Below are 18,391 nucleotides of genomic sequence, written 5' to 3'. Positions count from 1 at the left end.
CATCCGCCTTATGCGCCCAGCCGCTTCGCGACTTGCTGGCCGCGGATGGCGGTATCGTCGATGCGACGTGTTTTTGCCCGCAACTTCGGTGGATCAACCCGACCGCTTCAGATCACATAGAACCCGTGCGTGCCGTCCCGGCGCAGCTGATCGACGAGGCCGTACTCCCAGTCGAGATAGGCCTGCATCGCGCGCTCGGCGATGTCGGTTCCCTCATAGGGGCGGCGGTAGCGATGCGCCGGGTCGGGCTTGGGCAGCACCAGCGGCGGGCTGACCTCGAGAGTGCCGGCATAGCCGCCCTCGAGCACATAGACCTCCCAGCCCATCTGAGCGAGCCAGGATGCCGTCATGTCGGCGCGCACGCCCTTGTCGTCGGTCAGGACGATGCGTGCGCCGCGCACCGGCGCGGCCATGTCGGTCTCCTGCACGAGCTGGCCGCCCGGATAGTGCCGGAAGCCCGGGAGGTGGCCGGCCGCATATTCCTCCACATCGCGTACGTCGAAGCGATAGAGCGTGCGACTGGTCTCGGCGACCATCGCCGACATCTCGTTCGCGCCGATATGGCGGACGCCGGCGCGATAGGCCACGTCGCGGGCATTGGCCGGGCCGCCCTCGAACGACCCGATCGCGCCGCGCCGGTCAGCACCATGAGCCAGCGTGTGCCGCGCCAGCGTCCAGCCGATCGTGCCGTTGCGCAGCGCATGCACCTTGTTGGGCACGCCGGCGTTGATCAGCGACTGGGTGCCGATGATCGAGCGGGTGCGCCCGGCGCAATTGACGATGATGGTGGTGTCGGGATCCGGCGCCGCCTGGCCGGCCCGCAGCACCAGTTCCGCACCGGGCACGCTGACCGAGCCAGGAATGTTCATGGTCGCATATTCGTCGAAGCGACGAACATCGAGGATGGCGATGTTGGCCTTCTCGGCGATCAGCTTTGCCACCTCGTCGGCGCTGAACGACGGCGTGTGGCGGCGCGACTCGACCAGCTCGCCAAAGGCCTTTGAGTAGGAATTGACGTCCTCGAATACCTCATAGCCAGCCGCGCGCCAGGCTTTCAGCCCGCCATCGAGCGCACGGACATTGCTGTAGCCAAGTGCAGCAAGGCGTTCGGCGCCGGATGCGACGAGCCCCTCGCCATCATCGAAGAGCACGATCGGCGCATCCTTGCGCGGCAGCCTCACCGCAGCCTCGACTGCGATCCGGTCCACGGCCATGTTGGCCGCGAACAGCGGATGGCCGGTGGCGAAGGCGGCCTCGTACCTGAGATCGAGCAGCGCGATCTCCTCGCGCAACAGCAGCGCGCGGCGGATATCGGCGGGTGTGACGGTCGAAAGCTTCATGGCGTGAACCCTGGTGGACAGGCCATGGGCTTTTGAACGATTGCGGCGGACTTGGCTAGTCACTCCGCCGCATGGCGGCCTCATCCGGCCAGCTGCTTCTCGATGATACTGGCGACCCGCACCGGGGTTTCCAGCATGGAGTAATGGCCGGCGTCGTCGATGATCTCGAACGTCACGCGGGGATAGGCCAGCGCAAAGGCATTCCGCAGCGGCTCGCCGCGATAGAACGGAATGTCCAGCGCACCGGTCACGACATGCAGGGGCGCAGCCAGCCCGTGGGTCTCGCCGGTGATGGCTGAGGACGTGAACATGGTGAGATAGCCGCGCTTGGCCTCGACCGTCGAGGCCTCGCGCGCGATGGCGAGCTTGCGGCGCAGCCAGCCAGCGCCGTAGCGGCTTGACGTGCGCGCCGTGATCGCTCGCCCGGCCGCCTCGTCCTCGTCGATGACGGCATTGAGCGCCTTCATCGCGGCCTCGTCGGCGCGGAAGCCGGTGGGCGGCACCGGTGAGAACAGCGTCACGCTCTGAAGCCGGCTTCCAGCCCCAAGCGCGATCTTCTGCGCCACCAGGCCGGACATCGAATGGCCGACGAGATGGAATCGGCCGATGGCGAGCTCGTCGGCGGTGCGCAGCACGTCGGCTGTGGCTTCATCCAGCGTATAGCTGCCGCTCATAGCGCGCGACCAGCCGTACCCGCGCAGATCCATGAACACGATCGTGTAGAGCGCGGGATCGAGATAGGGCAGCACCGGCTCCCAGTTGACGTGATCGCCAAGCCATTCGTGCAGCACCACGCAGATCGTCGGGCCGTTGCCGACGCGGCAGTGGCCGAGCCGGTTGCCGGTCGCCAGTTGCGGAGACTTCCAGGAGGTCGGCGCGGGCGATGGTGGCGCGCTCGCAGCGTTGCCCACGCCCTGCGCGAGAGCTGGCGTGGTGGCCATGACGGCAGTGGCGGTCAGACCCAGACCTCTCAGAACATTGCGGCGTTGCATGTGTTTCTCCCGCGCCTTCTGTTGCGGCTGGCGCTGCATGCCTGATAGCGCGCAGCCTTCGCACGGGAGAAATTGATTTCTGCAATGGCTTGATTGATAAATCTCATTCTGACTGCCCGCCTCGCCGCAGCTGTATTCGGCGGCACTGTCCGGAGCCTCGCCATGCCGACGACCCTCGATATCGATACGCTGCGCGCGCTGCTCGCCATCGTCGAGTTGAACAGCTTTTCGCGCGCGGCGGAGCAATTGGGGCGGTCGCAATCCGCGATCAGCCTTCAGGTCGCCCGGCTCGAAGCTTTGGTCGGCCATCCCCTGCTGGAGCGGGCACGCGGCCGGGTGCTCGGCCCGACGGAAAAGGGCGCGGAGCTGATCGCACATGCGCGGGAGATGATCGCGCTCAATGAGCACGCGGTCGCGGCGATGCGCCGGCCGGCGTCAGATGAGCGAATCAGGCTCGGCATGCCCGCCGATTTTCTCGAGCGCGATTTCGCCGCGGCATTCGGCGAAATCCGTTCACGCTTCCCCAAGGCGCAGCTCACGGTGCGCACCGATTTGTCGGCACGGCTTGCGGCGGACGTCGGTCACGGCCGGCTCGATCTCGCCTTCTACAAGCGTGCGCCCTCGAATGAAGCTGACGCGGCGATCGCGTTCGAGCCGATGGCATGGTTCGGTAAGGCCGCCGCATCGAGCCGACCCGGTGATGCCGTTCCGCTGGTGGCTTTTGCCGACGGCTGCGCCTATCGCGGTGAAGCACTGCGCAGCCTGCGTCTGGTCGAACGCGAATGGACCATCGCCTGCGAAGCACGCAGCCTCTCCGCGCTGGTCGGCGCCGTCAAGGCAGGCCTTGGCTATGCGGCGCTGCCGATCAGGCTCGGCGAGCGCAAATCGCTGCGGCACGCGGGCGATCTAGCGGACCTGCCGCAGCTCAACGCCGTCGAGCTCACCCTTGGCGTCGCCCAGGGTTGCAACCTGCCGTTCGCCCGCGCGATCGGCGGCATTATCGCCGAGCACTGCGCGCTGGCGTGACGGCCGCAATTTGCGGCGCGACAGGTACAGGAGCACGCCGGTGATCGCGAACAGCGGCATCAGCGCCGCGGCGATCATGAACGCAAGCTTGCCGGGCCAGCCCAGCGCGGCGCCGCGGTGAATATCGAGCACGCCCGCAATCGCCTTCTCGCCAAGCGTCTTGTCGGCATAGCGCTCCGCCGAAACGACCTGGCCGGTGACGGCATCGATGCGGAATTCATCGCGCATGGACTCGAGCGTCGAGTCCTTCGGCCACGACCGGATCCGCATCACCGCGCCCGGGCCAGCCTGCAGCGTCAGCTGAGCCCTGGCGAAACCGCCGCTCTCCTCATGCTGGAGGGTCGACCATGCGCGATCGAATCCGACCGGCTCCGCCGGTTCGGAACGGCCGGCTGGACGCGATTGCTTCGGCTGCATCTTCGCTGCCGCCACATGCGGACGCGACAGTAGCCAGACCACGCCGTCCTTGTACCAATCGAACGAGTACCAGAGCCCGGTCAAGGTCATCACGAGATAGACCGGCAGGACCCAGGTGCCGATGACGGCGTGCAACGAGCGATGCAGGCCGCGGCCACTGAGCCCAAGATTCGGCTTCAGCCACATCTTCACGCTGCTTGCCCGGCGCGGCCAGCGCAGCACGAGACCCGAGATCAGCATCACGATCAGGCCGAGCGCAGCAACACCGGTGACCTGGCGCCCCCAGCCCTTGGCGTCGCCGGGAATGAGCAACCAGCGATGCAGCCTGCGCACCGTTGCGAAGAACTCCTCGCCGCGCGGAACGCCAAGCACGCTGCCGTCATAGGGGTCGACATAGAGCGAGGACGGCCGCGCGCCCTGCTCGTCACGCGCGAAGCGAACATGCACGGCCGCCGACGGATCGCTCGACAGCATGATCCCCGTAACCTTGCCGGTATCCGACACCGCCTTCAACCGCGCCAACAGCGCGTCAGGCAGCAGCGCCGGCGTTGTCCGTGGCGCAACCTGCATGATGCCGGCATTCAGATGGTCGACGATCTCGTCCTCGAAGCTCATGATCACGCCGGTCAGCGCGATCAGGGACAACAGCAGCGCGAGCACGAGGCCGGCAATGGAATGGACCTGAAGCAGCGACGCCTTGATTGTGGAGCCAAGCCTACCCATCGAAGCCCGCCTTCCTGATGAGCGCGATGGCGGCTTGCTGAGTCCGGCCGATCTCGTCGATCGACAGCGCATCGGCCGTGAACGTGCCCATTTCGGCAACGATCGGCGCGCGCTCCGCGTTGGCCAGCACCGGATATTCAAGCTCGGCGGCCGCAAACATTCGCTGCGCCGGCGGCGTGGCCAGGAATTCCAGGAATTTCTGCGCGCCGGCGACGTGCGGCGCATGTTTCGCGATGGCTGCACCGGTGAGATTCACATGCGTGCCGCCACCCTTGAAAGCGGCCGGAACCACCCTGACCGCCATCGCCCAGGCGCGCCAATCGGCCCCTTCCCGTCCGTCACGCAATTGCGCCAATGCCACGGTGTTGCCGATACCGATCTCGCACGTTCCTTGCGCGATCTCGCGGATCACGTCGTTGTCCTTGCCATCGGGCTTGTGGACGAGATTGGCCTTCAGGCCGGCGAGCCAGGCCTCGGTCGCCGCTTCACCATGATGAGCGAGATAGGCGGCAACAAGCGCGACATTGTTCTGATGCAGCGGTGAGCGCATGCAGAGCTTGCCGCGCCATTGCGAATCCGCGAGGTCTTCATAGTCGATCGCCGTGATGAGGCTGTCGCTGCGCGCCATCACGACGCGCGGGCGGATCGCAAGCGCGATCCATTGCGAGCTGTCCCCGCGAAGATTGGCCGGAACGGCCTGTTCAAGACGTGGCGACGCGAAAGCTTGTGTCCAACCACCCGAGGCAAGCTGGGTGGTCTTGTCCAGTCCGATCGTCAGCAGGACGTCGGCGGGCGATGCATCACCTTCCGATGCCAGCCGCTTGACGAGACTGTCCTCGACGAAGACGATTTTCACCGTGATGCCGCTCGCTTCCGTGAAGGCCGCGACAACGGGCGCAACCAGGGCAGCCTCCCTGGTCGAATAGAGCGTGATCTCTTCGGCGCGACTCGCACGTGTGGCCGCAAGGTAGACAGACGTAAGCGCGATCAGGACCGCGATGACTTTGCGCCGCATTCCCATCGTTAGAACTTCACCGTGGCAGACAGCGAAATGCGCCGGCCATCGCCCATCGCAACGGCCAAGGCGCTGCCGGTGGTGGACGTATAGTAGACCTTGTCGAACAGGTTCTTGACGTTGAACTGATAAGTGACGGGCACCTTGTCGATTTTGGTATCGTAGGTCGCGAAGACGTCGGCAACGGTGTAGGCCGGCAGGAAGAACGAGTTGAGCGAGTCGCCCGGCCGGTCGCCGACATAGTGTGCGCCGCCGCCGAGTCGCAGACGTCCGGGCAACCGCTCGCCGAAATCGTAGACCAGATAAAGCGACGCCGTGTTCATCGCGGCGTTCAGCAGTTTTGCGTTGCCGTTGACGGGATCGCCCTCCAGGCGCGCGTCGGTATAGCCATAGCTCCCAATCATGCTCCAATCGTCGGTCAGCTTGCCCGTCACATCCAGTTCGACGCCGCGCGACCGCGCCTTCGCGGACGTCCGAATTGCGATGACATTGTTGCCAAGATCGTCGCGGACCAGCACGTTCTTCTTCTCGATGTCGTAGATCGCCAAAGTGCCGGACAACCGCTTATTGACGTCGAATTTGACGCCGGTCTCCCACTGGGTTCCCTCTTCGGGCGCAATGGTGGAGTCGACGACGAAGCCGGTGGGGGCTCCGGAGAAAAGCGCGATCGTCGAGGTTGGCTTCAGCGACTGCGTATAGCTCACGTAATACGAGAGCTCCTCGCTCAGCTTGACGATGACGCCGCCAAGCGGCAGCACCTTGTCGCCCGCAAGATTGGTGTTGGTGATGAAGACTGGCCGGCCTTTTCCGGCGAGCTGCTCATACTCCATCCAGCGCACGCCGCCGACCACCGACAGCCAGTTGGTCAAATGGAAGGTGTCCTGGGCGAAGAAGCCGCGGGTACCGAGCTTGTCGGTCTGTTCGCTGTCGGTTGCCGAGACGGTCGTGCCAGGCGTGACCAGGCCGTAGACCGGGTTGTAGAAATTGAAGCTCGGCGTCGCCTGGCGGATCAGGTCGCGGCGATCGATCGTGCGATACATCGCCTCGCCGCCGAACAGGATCTCGTTGCGGAAGCCGCCGACCCAGACGTCACCTTGCATATAGGAGGTGCCGTAGCTGGCATTGCTGAGCGAGTTCTGGGTGCCGTCGTTGCTGCGAGTCTCGACGCCAGTTTTGGCGTTGACGTTAGTAATGCGGAGCTGGTTGGCGCTGTAAGTCTCGGTGTTGTAGCTGTACGCTGCCGTGACCTTCCAATTGTCGTCGAGCTTCTGTTCGACCGAGCCCTGCACCAGGTCCGACGTTCCCCACATGTTGTTGAAGGGTTCATCAAGCCGGCGCTCCTTTGGGATCGCCAGCGGCGCGCCGTCGACGAAGGCGGTGCCGCGGTCGAACGGATAGATGAATTCGCGGTGCTCGTAGGTGAGCTGGACCGTCGTGGTCTCGCCGTACCAGGCGAGCGACGGGTTCACCAGCATTTCCCGATGGCGGCCGAAATTGCGCCAGTAATCCTCGCTGACGCCATAGCCGATGAAGCGGTAGGCCAGACCGCCGTCGCCGATTGGACCGGTGACGTCGAGCGTGCCGTCGGCGCCGTTGCGATTATTGGCGTAGGTCGAGCCAAGCAGCGTGACCGAGCCGTGCTGATAGAGCTCCGGGCGCTTGCTGATCGTATTGACGATGCCGCCGGGATCCATGATGCCGTAGAGTAGCGAGGCCGGCCCCTTCAACACTTCGACGCTGTCGACTGCGGCGTTCAGGCTGCGGCCCTGTACCAGCGGCATGCCGTTGCGCATGATCGAGCCGTCGCGATTGTCGCCGAAGCCGCGGCGGATCACGGCGTCCTGGGTACCGGCGAGCGTGTTGGTCTGGGTGATGCCGCTGATGTTGACCAGCGCATCGTCGATATTGCGCGGCAGCTGGTCCTTGATGACCTGCGCGGGCACGACGTTGACGGATTGCGAGGTGTCGAGCGGCGATGCGCCCGAGCGCAGCGTGCTCGCGCTCGGCATCGCGCGATAGCCGAGCCTTGCGGCTTGCTGTGCGGCGGCCTCAGTCGCCGCACGTTCGGACGGTGTCGGCGCCGCGGTCGGACCGGCGGTCGGGCTACGGCGTGCGGCCGCCTGAGCGCGTCGTTGCGACTGCTCCGAAGCCCGTGCCTGCTTCGGCCGCTGCGTCGGCGCATCCACATTCACCGGCGGCAGCGCCGTTTGCGCCTTGACGGTGTCGAAGGGATATTCCGCGAGCAGCACGGCCGCTCCGATGAGAAGGCTTGCGCGGCTCTTGCCGGCGCGAATTCGACGACCGCTCACACGACGGCCATCCACAGGAGCACGCACTTTCAATTCACTTCCAAGTCACAGCATTGAAGTTCGCGCATCTATCAGCCGCTGCGAATGAAGAGAACCTGGCTGTGACTTGAATCGCTCTAGTGTTGAATCGTTCTAAGAGCGGGAACGATCGCGCAATCAACGATGCGTGATGCTTACGTGGGCAGGAACCGGCACGTCACGATCGGAACGCGCACGAAATGAGCGCATCTGCTCATCGTCGATGCTGGCGGCGCGCCGTCGACGCGACGCCGTGTCGCACGGTTGCCGCGCGACCTCGGCGCTCATGCAAGCGAGCCCCAACGACATCACCGTGGCCGCATGTTCGCTCACGTCTTTTTGTACAGATTATCTGTACAGGCAATCTTTACAGATTATCTTCATATATGCCACTCTTTCCGTGATGATCAATTCGTCCGACCAACGCCCCTCCGCGCGCGCCGGCGCGCTCGCAGAAGACCTCCGTTCGCTGGTCGGAAAGCTCAAGCGCCGGTTGCGCGAGCAGGCAGGTCCGGAGGATTTGACGCCGTCCCAGGTGTCGATCCTGCTCCGCCTGGAAAAGGATGGACCCGCCACGGTGTCGAGCCTGGCGCGATCGGAAAAGATGCGCCCGCAATCGATGAGCACCGCGGTCGCCGCTCTGCTGGCCGCGGGCCTCGTCAGTGGCGCTCCCGACCCGGAGGATGGTCGCCAGACCATTCTGTCGCTGACGAAAGCATGCCGCGACTGGATCCGGGTCGGTCGCGCCGCCCGGCAAGATTGGCTCTCGCGCACCATTTCGGCACGGCTTTCACCGCGGGAGCAGGACGAGCTGGCCGCCGCCGTCTCCTTGCTCAAGCGGCTCGTCGACGACTGACCCGGCCCCGCCGCGCTGCCGGAAGGACAGATCATGGCTCTCACGCTGCTTGACCCGATCACCGCGCTCATCATCGTCGACCTGCAGCGCGGCATCGTCGACCTCCCTTCCGTTCACCCGATGGGCGACGTCGTGGCGCGCGCCAGCGCGCTTGCCGCGGCGTTTCGGCGGCATCGCCTGCCGGTCGTGCTCGTCAATGTCGCCGGTGGTGCACCGGGCCGCACCGAGCGGCCGCGCCCTCGCGGCCCGTTCCCCGACGGATGGACCGATCTCATTCCCGAGCTCGATCAGCAGCCAAGCGATCTCACCGTGACCAAACGGACATGGGGCGCATTTGCCAGCACCGATCTCGAGAACCAGTTGCGGCAGCGCGGTGTCACGCAGGTCGTCATCGCCGGCGTCGCCACCGGCACCGGCGTCGAATCAACCGCGCGGCAGGCCTATGAGGCGGGCTTCAACGTCACCCTTGCCACCGACGCCATGACCGACCCGCGTTCCGAGGCGCACGACTACAGCATCGCAAACGTGTTTCCGCGGCTCGGCGAGAGCGGCCCGACACAGGCGATCATCGATCTACTGGCAACCCGGAGCGCGCAGGCATGAACTGGCTTCATCTCGTTTCCTATTTTTGGGGCGGCGCATTTCTGGCGAACGCCGTTCCACATCTCGTCAGCGGGCAGCGCGGGGAACCGTTCCAGACTCCGTTCGCAAAACCGCCGGGCGAAGGTCTGTCCTCTTCGACAGTCAATGTCCTCTGGGGCGCCTTCAACGTGATCGTCGGTTATCTCCTCGTCTGCCGCGTCGGAGAGTTCGCTCTGCTGGACACGGACGATGTCGCAGCCTTCGGACTTGGCGCGTTGCTCCTGAGCCTCTTTCTCGCGCGGCGGTTCGGCCGGTTCCACGGCGGTAACCGGCCCACGGGTTCGTGAGCGCGCCGGTGGCGGGCACGTTTCGCTCACTGCGCAACTACAATTACCGCGTCTGGGCCGCGGGCGCCTTGGTATCCAACACCGGGACATGGATGCAGCGCGCTGCGCAGGACTGGCTGGTTCTGACCGAGCTCACGCGGCACAATGCGTCGGCGGTGGGCGTGGTGATGGCGCTCCAGTTCGGGCCCCAGCTTTTGTTGATGCCGTGGACGGGTTTTGCCGCCGATCATTTCAACCAGCGGCGGCTTCTGGTCGCGACCCAGGCGACCATGGGTGTACTGGCGCTGGTGCTCGGCCTTCTCACGGTCACCGGGAAGGTCGCGCTCTGGCATGTTTACGTGTTTGCCTTCCTGTTCGGCTGTGCCGCGGCCTTCGATGCGCCGGTGCGCCAGACATTCGTAGCCGAACTCGTCGGCGACGGCGAACTCTCCAACGCGATCGCGCTGAACTCGACATCCTTCAACGCCGCACGGATGGTCGGGCCCGCGGTCGCAGGGATCGTCATCGCTTCGATCGGCACCGGATGGGCCTTCCTGCTCAACGCCGCATCCTTCATGGCGGTGCTCTGTTCGCTGGCCATGCTGCGCAGCTCGGAGCTCCGCCCGAATGCGCGGGCGCACCGGGCACCGGGCGGCATGACGGAAGGTTTCCGCTACGTGTGGGCGCGCAGCGATCTCAGGGCGATCATGATCATGCTGTTCCTGATCGGCACGTTCGGGCTGAATTTCCCGATCTTCATCTCGACCATGGCCGTCAGCGTCTTCCACACCGATGCGCGCGGCTTTGGCCTTTTGTCGTCGACGATGGCGGTCGGCACGATCTCGGGCGCGCTGCTGGCGGCAGGGCGCGCCCAGCCGCGGTTCGTCTCACTGTTGCTGGGAGCCGCGGCTTTCGGGGCAGGATGCACGCTGGCCGCGCTTACACCCAGCTACTGGCTGTTCGCCGGCAGCCTTGTCCTGATCGGCGTCGCGGCGCTGACGGTCACCAATACTTCCAACGCCATGATGCAGCTCTCCACCGAACCGCGGATGCGAGGACGCGTGATGGCGTTGCGCCTCGGCGTCGCGCTCGGCGGCACGCCGATTGGCGCACCGATCGTCGGATGGGTGGCGGACAATCTGGGCCCGCGCTGGGCGCTCGGCGTGGGCGCGGCGGCCGGCTTCGCGGCCGCGCTGGTCGCGGCCCGCGCCATGTCGGCGCGCACCGCGGAATGAGACTCGCGTTCAGGCGATCGCGGGGCTGGTCAGTTCGTCCAGCTTCGCCTTGAGCGCGGCGCCGTCAGACAACGCCCGCAGCGGCGGCCGCACACGCAACCAGCCGGCATCGCCGGTCTGCGCGGCGAGAATGGCCTTCAGCGTCGTCAGGAAGGACGGCGACTTCACCACAATATCGACCGCGGCCTGCATGCGGGCTTCGACATCCTTGCCGTCGATCATCGCCTTGACCAGCTCCGGCGTAATGTTGGCCATGCCGCAGATGGTGCCGGCGCCGCCACCGGCGATCGCACGCGCAATGTCGGTTTCGTTGCCGACGGTGATGGCGAGTTCCGGCGCAGCAGCGCGGAATGCCTGGAACTGCTTGAACTCGCCGCTGGAGTCCTTCAGGCCCGCAACCACCTTGCCGTAACGCTTGCGCAAATTCGCGGCAACCGTCGTCGGGATCGCGACGCCCGAGACCTGCGGGATGTGATAGAGATAGGCGCGGAGGCGATCGTCGGCGACACCATCGAAGATCGCCGCGAACGCATCCTCGATGCCTTCAGGCGTCGCGCTGCGGTCGAAGTACGGCGGCAGATACAGCACGTGGCGCAGACCAAGGCCGAGCACGGCGCGCGTCAGTGCGATGCTGTCGCTGATGGCGGGGAAGCCGCCGCCGATGCCGATGCGCTCCGCCGGCACGCCGGCCTTGAGCACGGCTTCGATAGTCGCGACGCGCTCAGTGACGTTGAACGAGGTGCCCTCGCCGGTGGTGCCGAACAGCACGACGCCGTCCACGCCCTTGCTGAAGAGCTTTTTGGCATGAGCAGCAAGCTTGGCGGAGTCCACGCTGCCGTCCGTCGCCAGCGGCGTCGCCGACGCCACCCAGAACCCGCGAATTGCCTCCGTCATAGCACCACCCATTGTTGCAGCTCCGGAATAAGCCCCAGATCGCCAGCGATCCAAGAGGACTTGCCGAGCCTTGTTTTTGCTTTACTTTTAATCTTGTACCTTACATACAACATGGACGCAAATCCTTTCCGCCGTCGCCGCGCGCATGAGGCGCAGCCAAATTTGGAGGAGGTCTCGCATGAACATGGTGACCCCCGTCGGACATCCCGAGCCATTGCTCTCCGCCTTGCGTGACAAGCTCGGTGCCGCAGCCGTGCTGACCGGCAGCGACGTGCCCGCGCGCAATTGCAACGACTGGAGTGCGAGCCTGCCGCAGACGCCGCTCGCGGTGATCAGGCCGATCGATGCGCGGGGCGTTGCCGATGCGATTCTGACCTGCCGGCAGGCGCGCCTGCCCTTCGTGCCGCAGGGCGGCTTGACCGGGCTGTGCCGCGGCGCCGCGCCCGAGGCCGGCTGGGTCGCGATCTCGTTGGAGCGCATGACCGGCATCGAGGAGATCGATCGCGCCTCGATGACGATGACGGTGAAAGCAGGCACGCCGCTGGAGACGATCCAGAAAGCCGCAGATGAAGCCGGCTTCTTCTTTCCGCTCGATCTCGGCTCGCGCGGCTCCTGCGCGATCGGCGGCAATCTCTCGACCAATGCCGGCGGCAACCGCGTCATCCGCTATGGCATGACGCGCGAGCTGGTGCTCGGTCTCGAAGTGGTGCTGCCGGACGGCACCATTATCACCAGCCTCAACAAGCTGATGAAGAACAATGCCGGGTACGATCTGAAACATCTCTTCATCGGCTCGGAAGGCACGCTTGGGATCATCACCCGCGTGGTGCTGCGGCTGTTTCCGAAGCCACGCTCGACCATGGCCGCTCTCTGCGCATTGAAGGACTACGCCGCGGTGATCGCGCTGCTCGATGCCGCACGCAGCGGGCTCGGCCCGCTGCTGTCGGCGTTCGAGGTGATGTGGCCGGACTATTGGGACGTGATCACGACGCGTGCCGGCGTGAAGCCCCCGGTCGCCGCCGGCCAAGGTCTCTACGTGCTGGTCGAGGCGCAGGGCACCGACGAGAGCGTCGATGCGCCGCGTTTCCAGGCCTGGCTCGAAGAGCTGATGGAACGCGGGCTGCTCGCGGATGCTGCCGTGGCGCAATCGCTGGCGCAGACGCAGGCGTTCTGGCGCGTTCGCGACATCTGCGCCGAATTCGGCCAGGTGTTGGGTCCCCATATCTCCTACGACATCGGCCTCGCCGTGGCGCGGATGGACGAGTTCGCCACGCGCTGCAAGGCGGCGCTCGCCTCCGGCATCAAGGGCTGCGAGAGTGTTTATTACGGCCATATCGGCGACGGCAATCTGCACCTCGTCTCCTGGGTCACGGGCCTTCCCGTCGAACAGCAGCCCAAGGAGGAGATGGACACGATCATCTATGGTCTCGTCCGCGACATGGGCGGCAGCGTCTCCGCCGAGCACGGCATCGGCACGCTGAAGAAGAAGTGGCTCGGACACGCCCGCAGCGAGCCCGAGATCGCCTTGATGCGGACATTGAAGGCCGCGCTCGATCCCGATCAGCTGCTCAACCCCGGCAAGGTCATCTGAGGGCATCCATGCGCTCGCTGAAGCTCGATGCGCCGAAATCGCTGTCGCAGCGGGTGATGCTGCGGCTGCGGCAGGCGATCATCGACGGCGAGTTCGCGCTCGGTGCCGCCATCTCCGAAGAGATGGTGGCGAGCTCGTTCGGCGTCAGCCGCACGCCGGTGCGCGAGGCGATGGGCCAGTTGCAGGCGCAGGGGCTCGTGGTGATCCGGCCGCAGGTCGGCAGCTTCGTGTTCACGCCGAGCGCCGAGGACATCACCGCGCTCTGCACGTTCCGCATCGCGCTCGAACCCAAGGCTGCCGAGCTCGCCTTTCGCCACGACCGCGATGGTGCGATCGCGACCATGAGCGAGGCGATTGCGGCGATGGAGCCTGCGGTCGAGGCACGCGACAACATCGCCTATGGCCGCGCCGACGCCACCTTTCACGAGGGCCTGTTCGCGCATTGTGGCAACCGCTACCTCGCCGAATCCTACCAGCTCGTCTCGGGCCGGGTCGCAGCGCTCCGCACCAATCTGACCTCGCCGATCGACGTGCGCACCCGCTCCTCCTTCGAGGAGCATCGCAAGCTGCTCGATCTGTTCGCGCGCGGCGAGTTCGCCGCGTTCGAGGCGGCGATGACGACGCACATCACCAATTCGGGCGTGGTCTATGCGAAAGCGCTGAAGGTGGACTGAACTATTCAGGCTATTCTTTGAGCATGATCTTTACGGAAAGCCGCATCACGCTTTTCCGGTTTTATGCTCTACCGCGCGTCTCTCGATCCGGGCCTGTCCAGAAAATCCAGCGCGGTGTTGATCTGCTCGAGCTGCTGCTCAATTTTATCGCGGTCCTCGACCGACGATGCCTTCTCGAGCTGTTCCACAAGCTTCTGCTTCCGCGACAGCAAATTCTCTATGACTGTACTCACAGCTCCCCCATCGCCCGAGACGAATATCGAGGTCATCCGGATCCTGGACACGAGCGCGCGCGAGCCGGGCTCGCTGCAAACCCTCCCCTCAATGTTCGCCGCGGCGGATAGTTCCTGCGCGTGAACCACAACACGTCGAGATGGAACTATCGGCGCAGGCTGGCCCAGACGCCGCCCAGGATCAGCAGACCGCCCAGGAGATGGATCAACTTCGGCGGCTCTCCGAGGATCGCAAACGACAACAGCGCACTGGCGACCGGTCCGAGATACAGGACAAGCGAGGTCCGCACCGATCCGAATTTGCCGCCGAGCCAGGCAAAGCCGGCATAGGCGAGCAGGCCCGGAACGATCCCCGCGAAGAGATAGGCCGCGAGCGCCTTGGTGCTGAAAACCTGGGCGGGCATGGCCCACATCTCCCAGGCCGCGAGCGGCAGCGAGAACAACGCGCCGGCGGCCGAGAACAGGCTGATGCGCGCAAGCAGGGAGGCCTTTGGCGCGGCGCGCGACTGCAATAGGGTGTAGCCCGACCAGCCGAGCATCGCGATCACGACGAGGCCGTCGCCCGATGCCGTCTCCAGCGCAAACAACGTCGCTGGATGGCCGCCGGAGATGATGTGCAGCGCGCCTGACAGCGCCAGTGCCGTGCCGAGCCATTGCAGCGGGCCGACACGCTCGATGCCGAGCACCGCAGAGATCATCAGCACCGTGATCGGCGATAGCGCCATGATCAGCGCAATGTGGATCGCCGTCGTCGACACGCCCGCGGCATAGACGGGACCACCGCAGACGAACATGCCCATGAAGCCGGCCGCGAGGATCGGCCAGACATTTTGGCCAAGCGGCACGCGGCCGGTGCGAATCTCCGCAAGCGCAATCGGCGCGAGCCCGATCGCAACGATGCTCCAGCGGAAGAAAGCCAACGCGAAGGGAGGGACAGAGCCCGCCAGTCCGCGCGCCAGAATCTGATTGGAGGCCTGAGCGGTCGCCACCAGGATGAAACCGATCAGCGCAATGGCGCCGAGCCAGCGCTCAGCCGACGGCGCGGCGCCGCCGGCCGCTTCGTGACCGCCTTCAGATATTTCCCTGCCCATGCAGCAACCGAATATCGGATGCGGACCACGATGAGAAGCCGGAAGACGGCTTTCTGAGGATGTGCGGCGATTGCGACGCTCCGGGAGATCCGGACAGGCTCGCGAGCAGCACCGGTGCGACATGGGTGTGGCTGACGGAGACCGAGAGCACCGCAAACAATGTGCAGATCATGCAGAGCCTCATCCGCACCGTTCTGCGATCGGTGATCGGCAGGAACAGGAAAAACAACATCGCCAGGATCAAAAGCGCGTCGACCAGAAACATGAATCTCTCCTTCGAAACTGGAGAGAGGATGACGCGCGAGAGCCCGCTGGTATGTGGACGGCATCACACAGGGGACGGCACTGGTCAGGCGGGCGGAGGACGCGGCTGCCGGGCCACCGATGGTCCGCGAACATGGCACCGAGCCGGCCGGCGTACCCCAGGTGAGGCAGGCGCTTGCGAACGGTTAACGCGCCCGAACGACTACGGAACCTTCATCTTTCACGCCTCCGTCGGTTGTATTCGCGGGCCCGGAGTCCTATGCCTGTGCGCCATGGACACCCAGATCATCACCGCCGAAAAGCCCCTGATGGCCCAGGCGCGCCCGCGCAAGCCGGCGCCGTTTCTCCCCATGAGCCGCGCCGAGATGGATGCGCTCGGCTGGGATGCCTGCGACATCGTGCTGGTGACGGGCGATGCCTATGTCGACCATCCGAGCTTCGGCATGGCGATCATCGGCCGGCTGCTGGAGGCGCAGGGTTTCCGGGTCGGCATCATCGCGCAGCCGGACTGGCATTCGGCCGAGCCGTTCAAGGCGCTCGGCAAGCCGAAGGTGTTCTTCGGCGTCACCGGCGGCAACATGGATTCCATGGTGAACCGCTACACCGCGGACCGGCGCATCCGCAGCGACGATGCCTATACGGCCGGCGGCGAAGGCGGCAAGCGGCCGGACCGCTGCACCATCGTCTACGCCCAGCGCTGCCGCGAGGCGTTCAAGGACGTGCCGATCGTGCTCGGCGGCATCGAGGCCTCGCTGCGCCGGATCGCGCATTACGACTACTGGTCCGACAAGGTGCGCCGCTCGGTGCTGGCCGACGCCAAGGCCGACCTGCTGCTCTACGGCAATGCCGAGCGCGCCGTCGTCGAGGTCGCGAACCGCCTTGCCGCGGGCGAAGCACCGCGCGAGCTCGATGACGTCAGGGGCGTCGCGCTGTTCCGCCGCGTGCCCGAAGACTATGCCGAGCTGCACGCCGACGATCTCGATTCCGCCGACGAGGGCGCGACGCGCCAGAAGGGCGCGACCGTGATCCGTCTGCCCGCGCTGGAGCAGGTCGAGCAGGACAAGGAAGCTTATGCGCGCGCCTCGCGCGTGCTGCATCGTGAGAGCAATCCCGGCAATGCGCGTCCGCTGGTGCAGCGGCACGGCGACCGCGATCTCTGGCTCAACCCGCCGCCGATCCCGCTCACGAGCGAGGAGATGGACGCGGTCTACGATCTGCCCTACGCGCGCGCGCCGCATCCGTCCTATGGCGATGCCAAGATCCCCGCCTGGGACATGATCAAGTTCTCGGTCACGATCATGCGCGGCTGTTTCGGCGGCTGCACCTTCTGCTCGATCACCGAGCACGAAGGCCGCATCATCCAGAACCGCTCGGAGGGTTCTATTCTGCGCGAGATCGAAAAGATCCGCGACAAGACGCCGGGCTTCACCGGCGTGATCTCCGACATCGGCGGCCCCACCGCCAACATGTACCGGATGGCGTGCAAGGACCCGAAGGTCGAGGCCGCGTGCCGCCGGCCGTCCTGCGTCTTTCCCGAGATCTGCCCGAACCTCAACACCTCCCATGACGACCTGATCCGGCTCTATCGCAAGGTGCGCGAGACCAAGGGCATCAAGAAGGTGATGGTCGCCTCCGGCGTACGCTACGACCTCGCGGTCGAGAGCCCGGAATACATCAAGGAGCTCGTCACCCATCACGTCGGCGGCTATCTGAAGATCGCGCCCGAACACACCGAGCGAGGGCCGCTCGACAAGATGATGAAGCCGGGCATCGGCGCCTACAACAAGTTCAAGCGGATGTTCGATGCCGCAGCCGAGCAGGCCGGCAAGAAATATTACCTGATCCCGTATTTCATCGCGGCGCATCCGGGCACGACCGACGAGGACATGATGAACCTCGCGCTCTGGCTCAAGAAGAACCGCTATCGCGCCGATCAGGTGCAGACCTTCCTGCCCTCGCCGATGGCGACCGCGACCGCGATGTACCACACCGGCGTCAATCCGCTGCGCGGCGTCCGCCGCGGCGGCAGCGACAAGGTCGAGGCGATCAAGGGCCTGCGCCAGCGCCGCCTGCACAAGGCCTTCCTGCGCTACCACGACCCCGACAATTGGCCGGTGCTGCGCGAGGCCTTGATCGAGATGGGCCGCCGCGACCTGATCGGCTCCCGTCCCGACCAGCTCGTCCCAGCGCACCAGCCGCCCGGCACCGGCAAGGCCGCCGGCACCAAGCGTCCCCTGCGCCCCGGCGGCAAGACGCAGAAGTTCACGACCAAGGGCATACGGTTGATGAAGTAGCGGGCGCGGCGCGCCTGCTAGATGTCGAGCACCACCGCCCCCGACACGGCATCCGTGACGCCGCGTCCATTGCCCTGGTCCTCCAGCACCGACCTGAAGCTGTCGAGGGTCTTGATCATCGCGGGCCGCGCCGCGACCATCGCGTCCTGACTGGACCAGGTGCCGATCAGGCAGAAGGTCTGCTCGCCGGTCTTGATGATGACGCCATGCTCGAGGCCCGGCCACTTGGCCTTGCCGTTCCGGTGCGCATCGAGGAAGGCAGCCTCCTCACCCTGCTTCACCTTGAACCTGACCACATTGTAAACCTGCATGATGCGCCTCCCAAAAATGGATTGATGAAAAGCGGGCACCGGACGAGGTCCGGTTCAACCTGATGATCTTGCGCCTCCCAAGACAAAATGTCGAAAACAACCCCATGCACAGTAGCGGCGGATAGCGAAATCAAGGGCTTATCGCGCATCAAGATTTGAGTGAATCGTCGTCGCGCCCGAACCCGTCGCGCGGGTGCAAA

General features: G+C 65.4%; 18 protein-coding genes. 8 read left to right on the top strand and 10 right to left on the bottom strand.

The genetic code is table 11. The features are described 5' to 3' along the window. Positions 1-107: 107 nt before the first annotated feature. Both NLM32_RS04570 and NLM32_RS04565 read right to left on the bottom strand, forming a co-directional pair. On the bottom strand, positions 108-1,340 hold the full coding sequence (locus NLM32_RS04570) for a rhodanese-like domain-containing protein (protein WP_254128076.1): 1,233 nt from the start codon (positions 1,338-1,340) through the stop codon (positions 108-110). Between the two features lie 80 nt (positions 1,341-1,420). Continuing rightward, complete coding sequence (locus tag NLM32_RS04565; protein WP_254128075.1) at positions 1,421-2,332, bottom strand: alpha/beta fold hydrolase; 912 nt, start codon at positions 2,330-2,332, stop codon at positions 1,421-1,423. Positions 2,333-2,494: 162 nt separating this feature from the next. Here NLM32_RS04565 and NLM32_RS04560 point away from each other — a divergent pair, with 162 nt between their 5' ends. Next, entirely contained in the window at positions 2,495-3,358 is an 864-nt protein-coding gene (locus tag NLM32_RS04560; protein ID WP_254128074.1) for a LysR family transcriptional regulator, read from the top strand. Here the strand turns inward: NLM32_RS04560 and NLM32_RS04555 are convergent. From NLM32_RS04555 to NLM32_RS04545, 3 genes are read right to left on the bottom strand one after another with little or no spacing between them, the layout of a single operon-like run. Next, on the bottom strand, positions 3,239-4,498 hold the full coding sequence (locus tag NLM32_RS04555) for a PepSY domain-containing protein (protein ID WP_254128073.1): 1,260 nt from the start codon (positions 4,496-4,498) through the stop codon (positions 3,239-3,241). The two genes, NLM32_RS04560 and NLM32_RS04555, sit on opposite strands and share 120 nt — an antisense overlap. Next, positions 4,491-5,513: an extracellular solute-binding protein gene (locus NLM32_RS04550; protein WP_254128072.1), complete on the bottom strand. Its 1,023-nt coding sequence runs from the start codon at positions 5,511-5,513 to the stop codon at positions 4,491-4,493. Before NLM32_RS04550 ends, NLM32_RS04555 begins: the two co-directional genes overlap by 8 nt. 8 nt (positions 5,514-5,521) lie before the next feature. Next, the gene (locus NLM32_RS04545) at positions 5,522-7,855 is read right to left on the bottom strand and encodes a TonB-dependent siderophore receptor (protein WP_254128071.1); all 2,334 of its coding nucleotides are present in this window, start codon (positions 7,853-7,855) and stop codon (positions 5,522-5,524) included. Positions 7,856-8,243: 388 nt separating this feature from the next. Here NLM32_RS04545 and NLM32_RS04540 point away from each other — a divergent pair, with 388 nt between their 5' ends. The 4 genes from NLM32_RS04540 to NLM32_RS04525 are packed head-to-tail and all read left to right on the top strand — an operon-like array spanning position 8,244 to position 10,839. After that, on the top strand, positions 8,244-8,696 hold the full coding sequence (locus NLM32_RS04540) for a MarR family winged helix-turn-helix transcriptional regulator (RefSeq protein ID WP_254135209.1): 453 nt from the start codon (positions 8,244-8,246) through the stop codon (positions 8,694-8,696). 33 nt (positions 8,697-8,729) lie between these two features. Further along, positions 8,730-9,299, top strand: coding sequence for an isochorismatase family protein (locus tag NLM32_RS04535; RefSeq protein ID WP_254128070.1), 570 nt, complete (start codon positions 8,730-8,732; stop codon positions 9,297-9,299). Next, the gene (locus tag NLM32_RS04530; protein WP_254128069.1) at positions 9,296-9,625 is read left to right on the top strand and encodes a hypothetical protein; all 330 of its coding nucleotides are present in this window, start codon (positions 9,296-9,298) and stop codon (positions 9,623-9,625) included. Before NLM32_RS04535 ends, NLM32_RS04530 begins: the two co-directional genes overlap by 4 nt. An 8-nt stretch (positions 9,626-9,633) precedes the next feature. Continuing rightward, positions 9,634-10,839 carry an MFS transporter gene (locus NLM32_RS04525; protein WP_254128068.1) on the top strand — a complete coding sequence of 402 codons (1,206 nt, stop codon included), beginning with the start codon at positions 9,634-9,636 and terminating at the stop codon, positions 10,837-10,839. Positions 10,840-10,848: 9 nt separating this feature from the next. Here NLM32_RS04525 and NLM32_RS04520 read toward each other — a convergent pair whose 3' ends face one another. Beyond that, on the bottom strand, positions 10,849-11,733 hold the full coding sequence (locus tag NLM32_RS04520; RefSeq protein ID WP_254128067.1) for a dihydrodipicolinate synthase family protein: 885 nt from the start codon (positions 11,731-11,733) through the stop codon (positions 10,849-10,851). A gap of 178 nt (positions 11,734-11,911) precedes the next feature. Between NLM32_RS04520 and NLM32_RS04515 the strand changes: the two genes are divergently transcribed. Both NLM32_RS04515 and NLM32_RS04510 read left to right on the top strand, forming a co-directional pair. Then, the gene (locus tag NLM32_RS04515) at positions 11,912-13,324 is read left to right on the top strand and encodes an FAD-binding oxidoreductase (protein WP_254128066.1); all 1,413 of its coding nucleotides are present in this window, start codon (positions 11,912-11,914) and stop codon (positions 13,322-13,324) included. An 8-nt stretch (positions 13,325-13,332) separates the two neighbouring features. After that, positions 13,333-13,998, top strand: a complete 666-nt coding sequence (locus NLM32_RS04510) for a GntR family transcriptional regulator (RefSeq protein WP_254128065.1) — start codon at positions 13,333-13,335, stop codon at positions 13,996-13,998. Positions 13,999-14,066: 68 nt separating this feature from the next. On the opposite strand, the gene NLM32_RS04505 is transcribed toward NLM32_RS04510, so the two are convergent. From NLM32_RS04505 to NLM32_RS04495, 3 genes are all read right to left on the bottom strand, one after another. Continuing rightward, a complete protein-coding gene (locus NLM32_RS04505) occupies positions 14,067-14,267 on the bottom strand; it encodes a hypothetical protein (RefSeq protein WP_254128064.1) in 201 nt (66 codons plus the stop codon). Between the two features lie 110 nt (positions 14,268-14,377). Further along, positions 14,378-15,322, bottom strand: a complete 945-nt coding sequence (locus NLM32_RS04500) for a DMT family transporter (RefSeq protein ID WP_254128063.1) — start codon at positions 15,320-15,322, stop codon at positions 14,378-14,380. Then, a complete protein-coding gene (locus tag NLM32_RS04495) occupies positions 15,303-15,587 on the bottom strand; it encodes a hypothetical protein (RefSeq protein WP_254128062.1) in 285 nt (94 codons plus the stop codon). Before NLM32_RS04495 ends, NLM32_RS04500 begins: the two co-directional genes overlap by 20 nt. A 271-nt stretch (positions 15,588-15,858) precedes the next feature. On the opposite strand from NLM32_RS04495, the gene NLM32_RS04490 reads away from it, so the two are divergent. Further along, on the top strand, positions 15,859-17,880 hold the full coding sequence (locus tag NLM32_RS04490; protein ID WP_254128061.1) for a YgiQ family radical SAM protein: 2,022 nt from the start codon (positions 15,859-15,861) through the stop codon (positions 17,878-17,880). 17 nt (positions 17,881-17,897) lie between these two features. Here the strand turns inward: NLM32_RS04490 and NLM32_RS04485 are convergent, their stop codons facing one another. Then, positions 17,898-18,191, bottom strand: coding sequence for a DUF718 domain-containing protein (locus NLM32_RS04485; RefSeq protein WP_254128060.1), 294 nt, complete (start codon positions 18,189-18,191; stop codon positions 17,898-17,900). Between the last annotated feature and the right edge of the window lie 200 nt (positions 18,192-18,391).

This window comes from Bradyrhizobium sp. CCGUVB14 (genome assembly GCF_024199935.1).
Taxonomy (GTDB): Bacteria; Pseudomonadota; Alphaproteobacteria; order Rhizobiales; family Xanthobacteraceae; genus Bradyrhizobium.
This window is presented reverse-complemented; position numbering and strand designations above follow the sequence as displayed.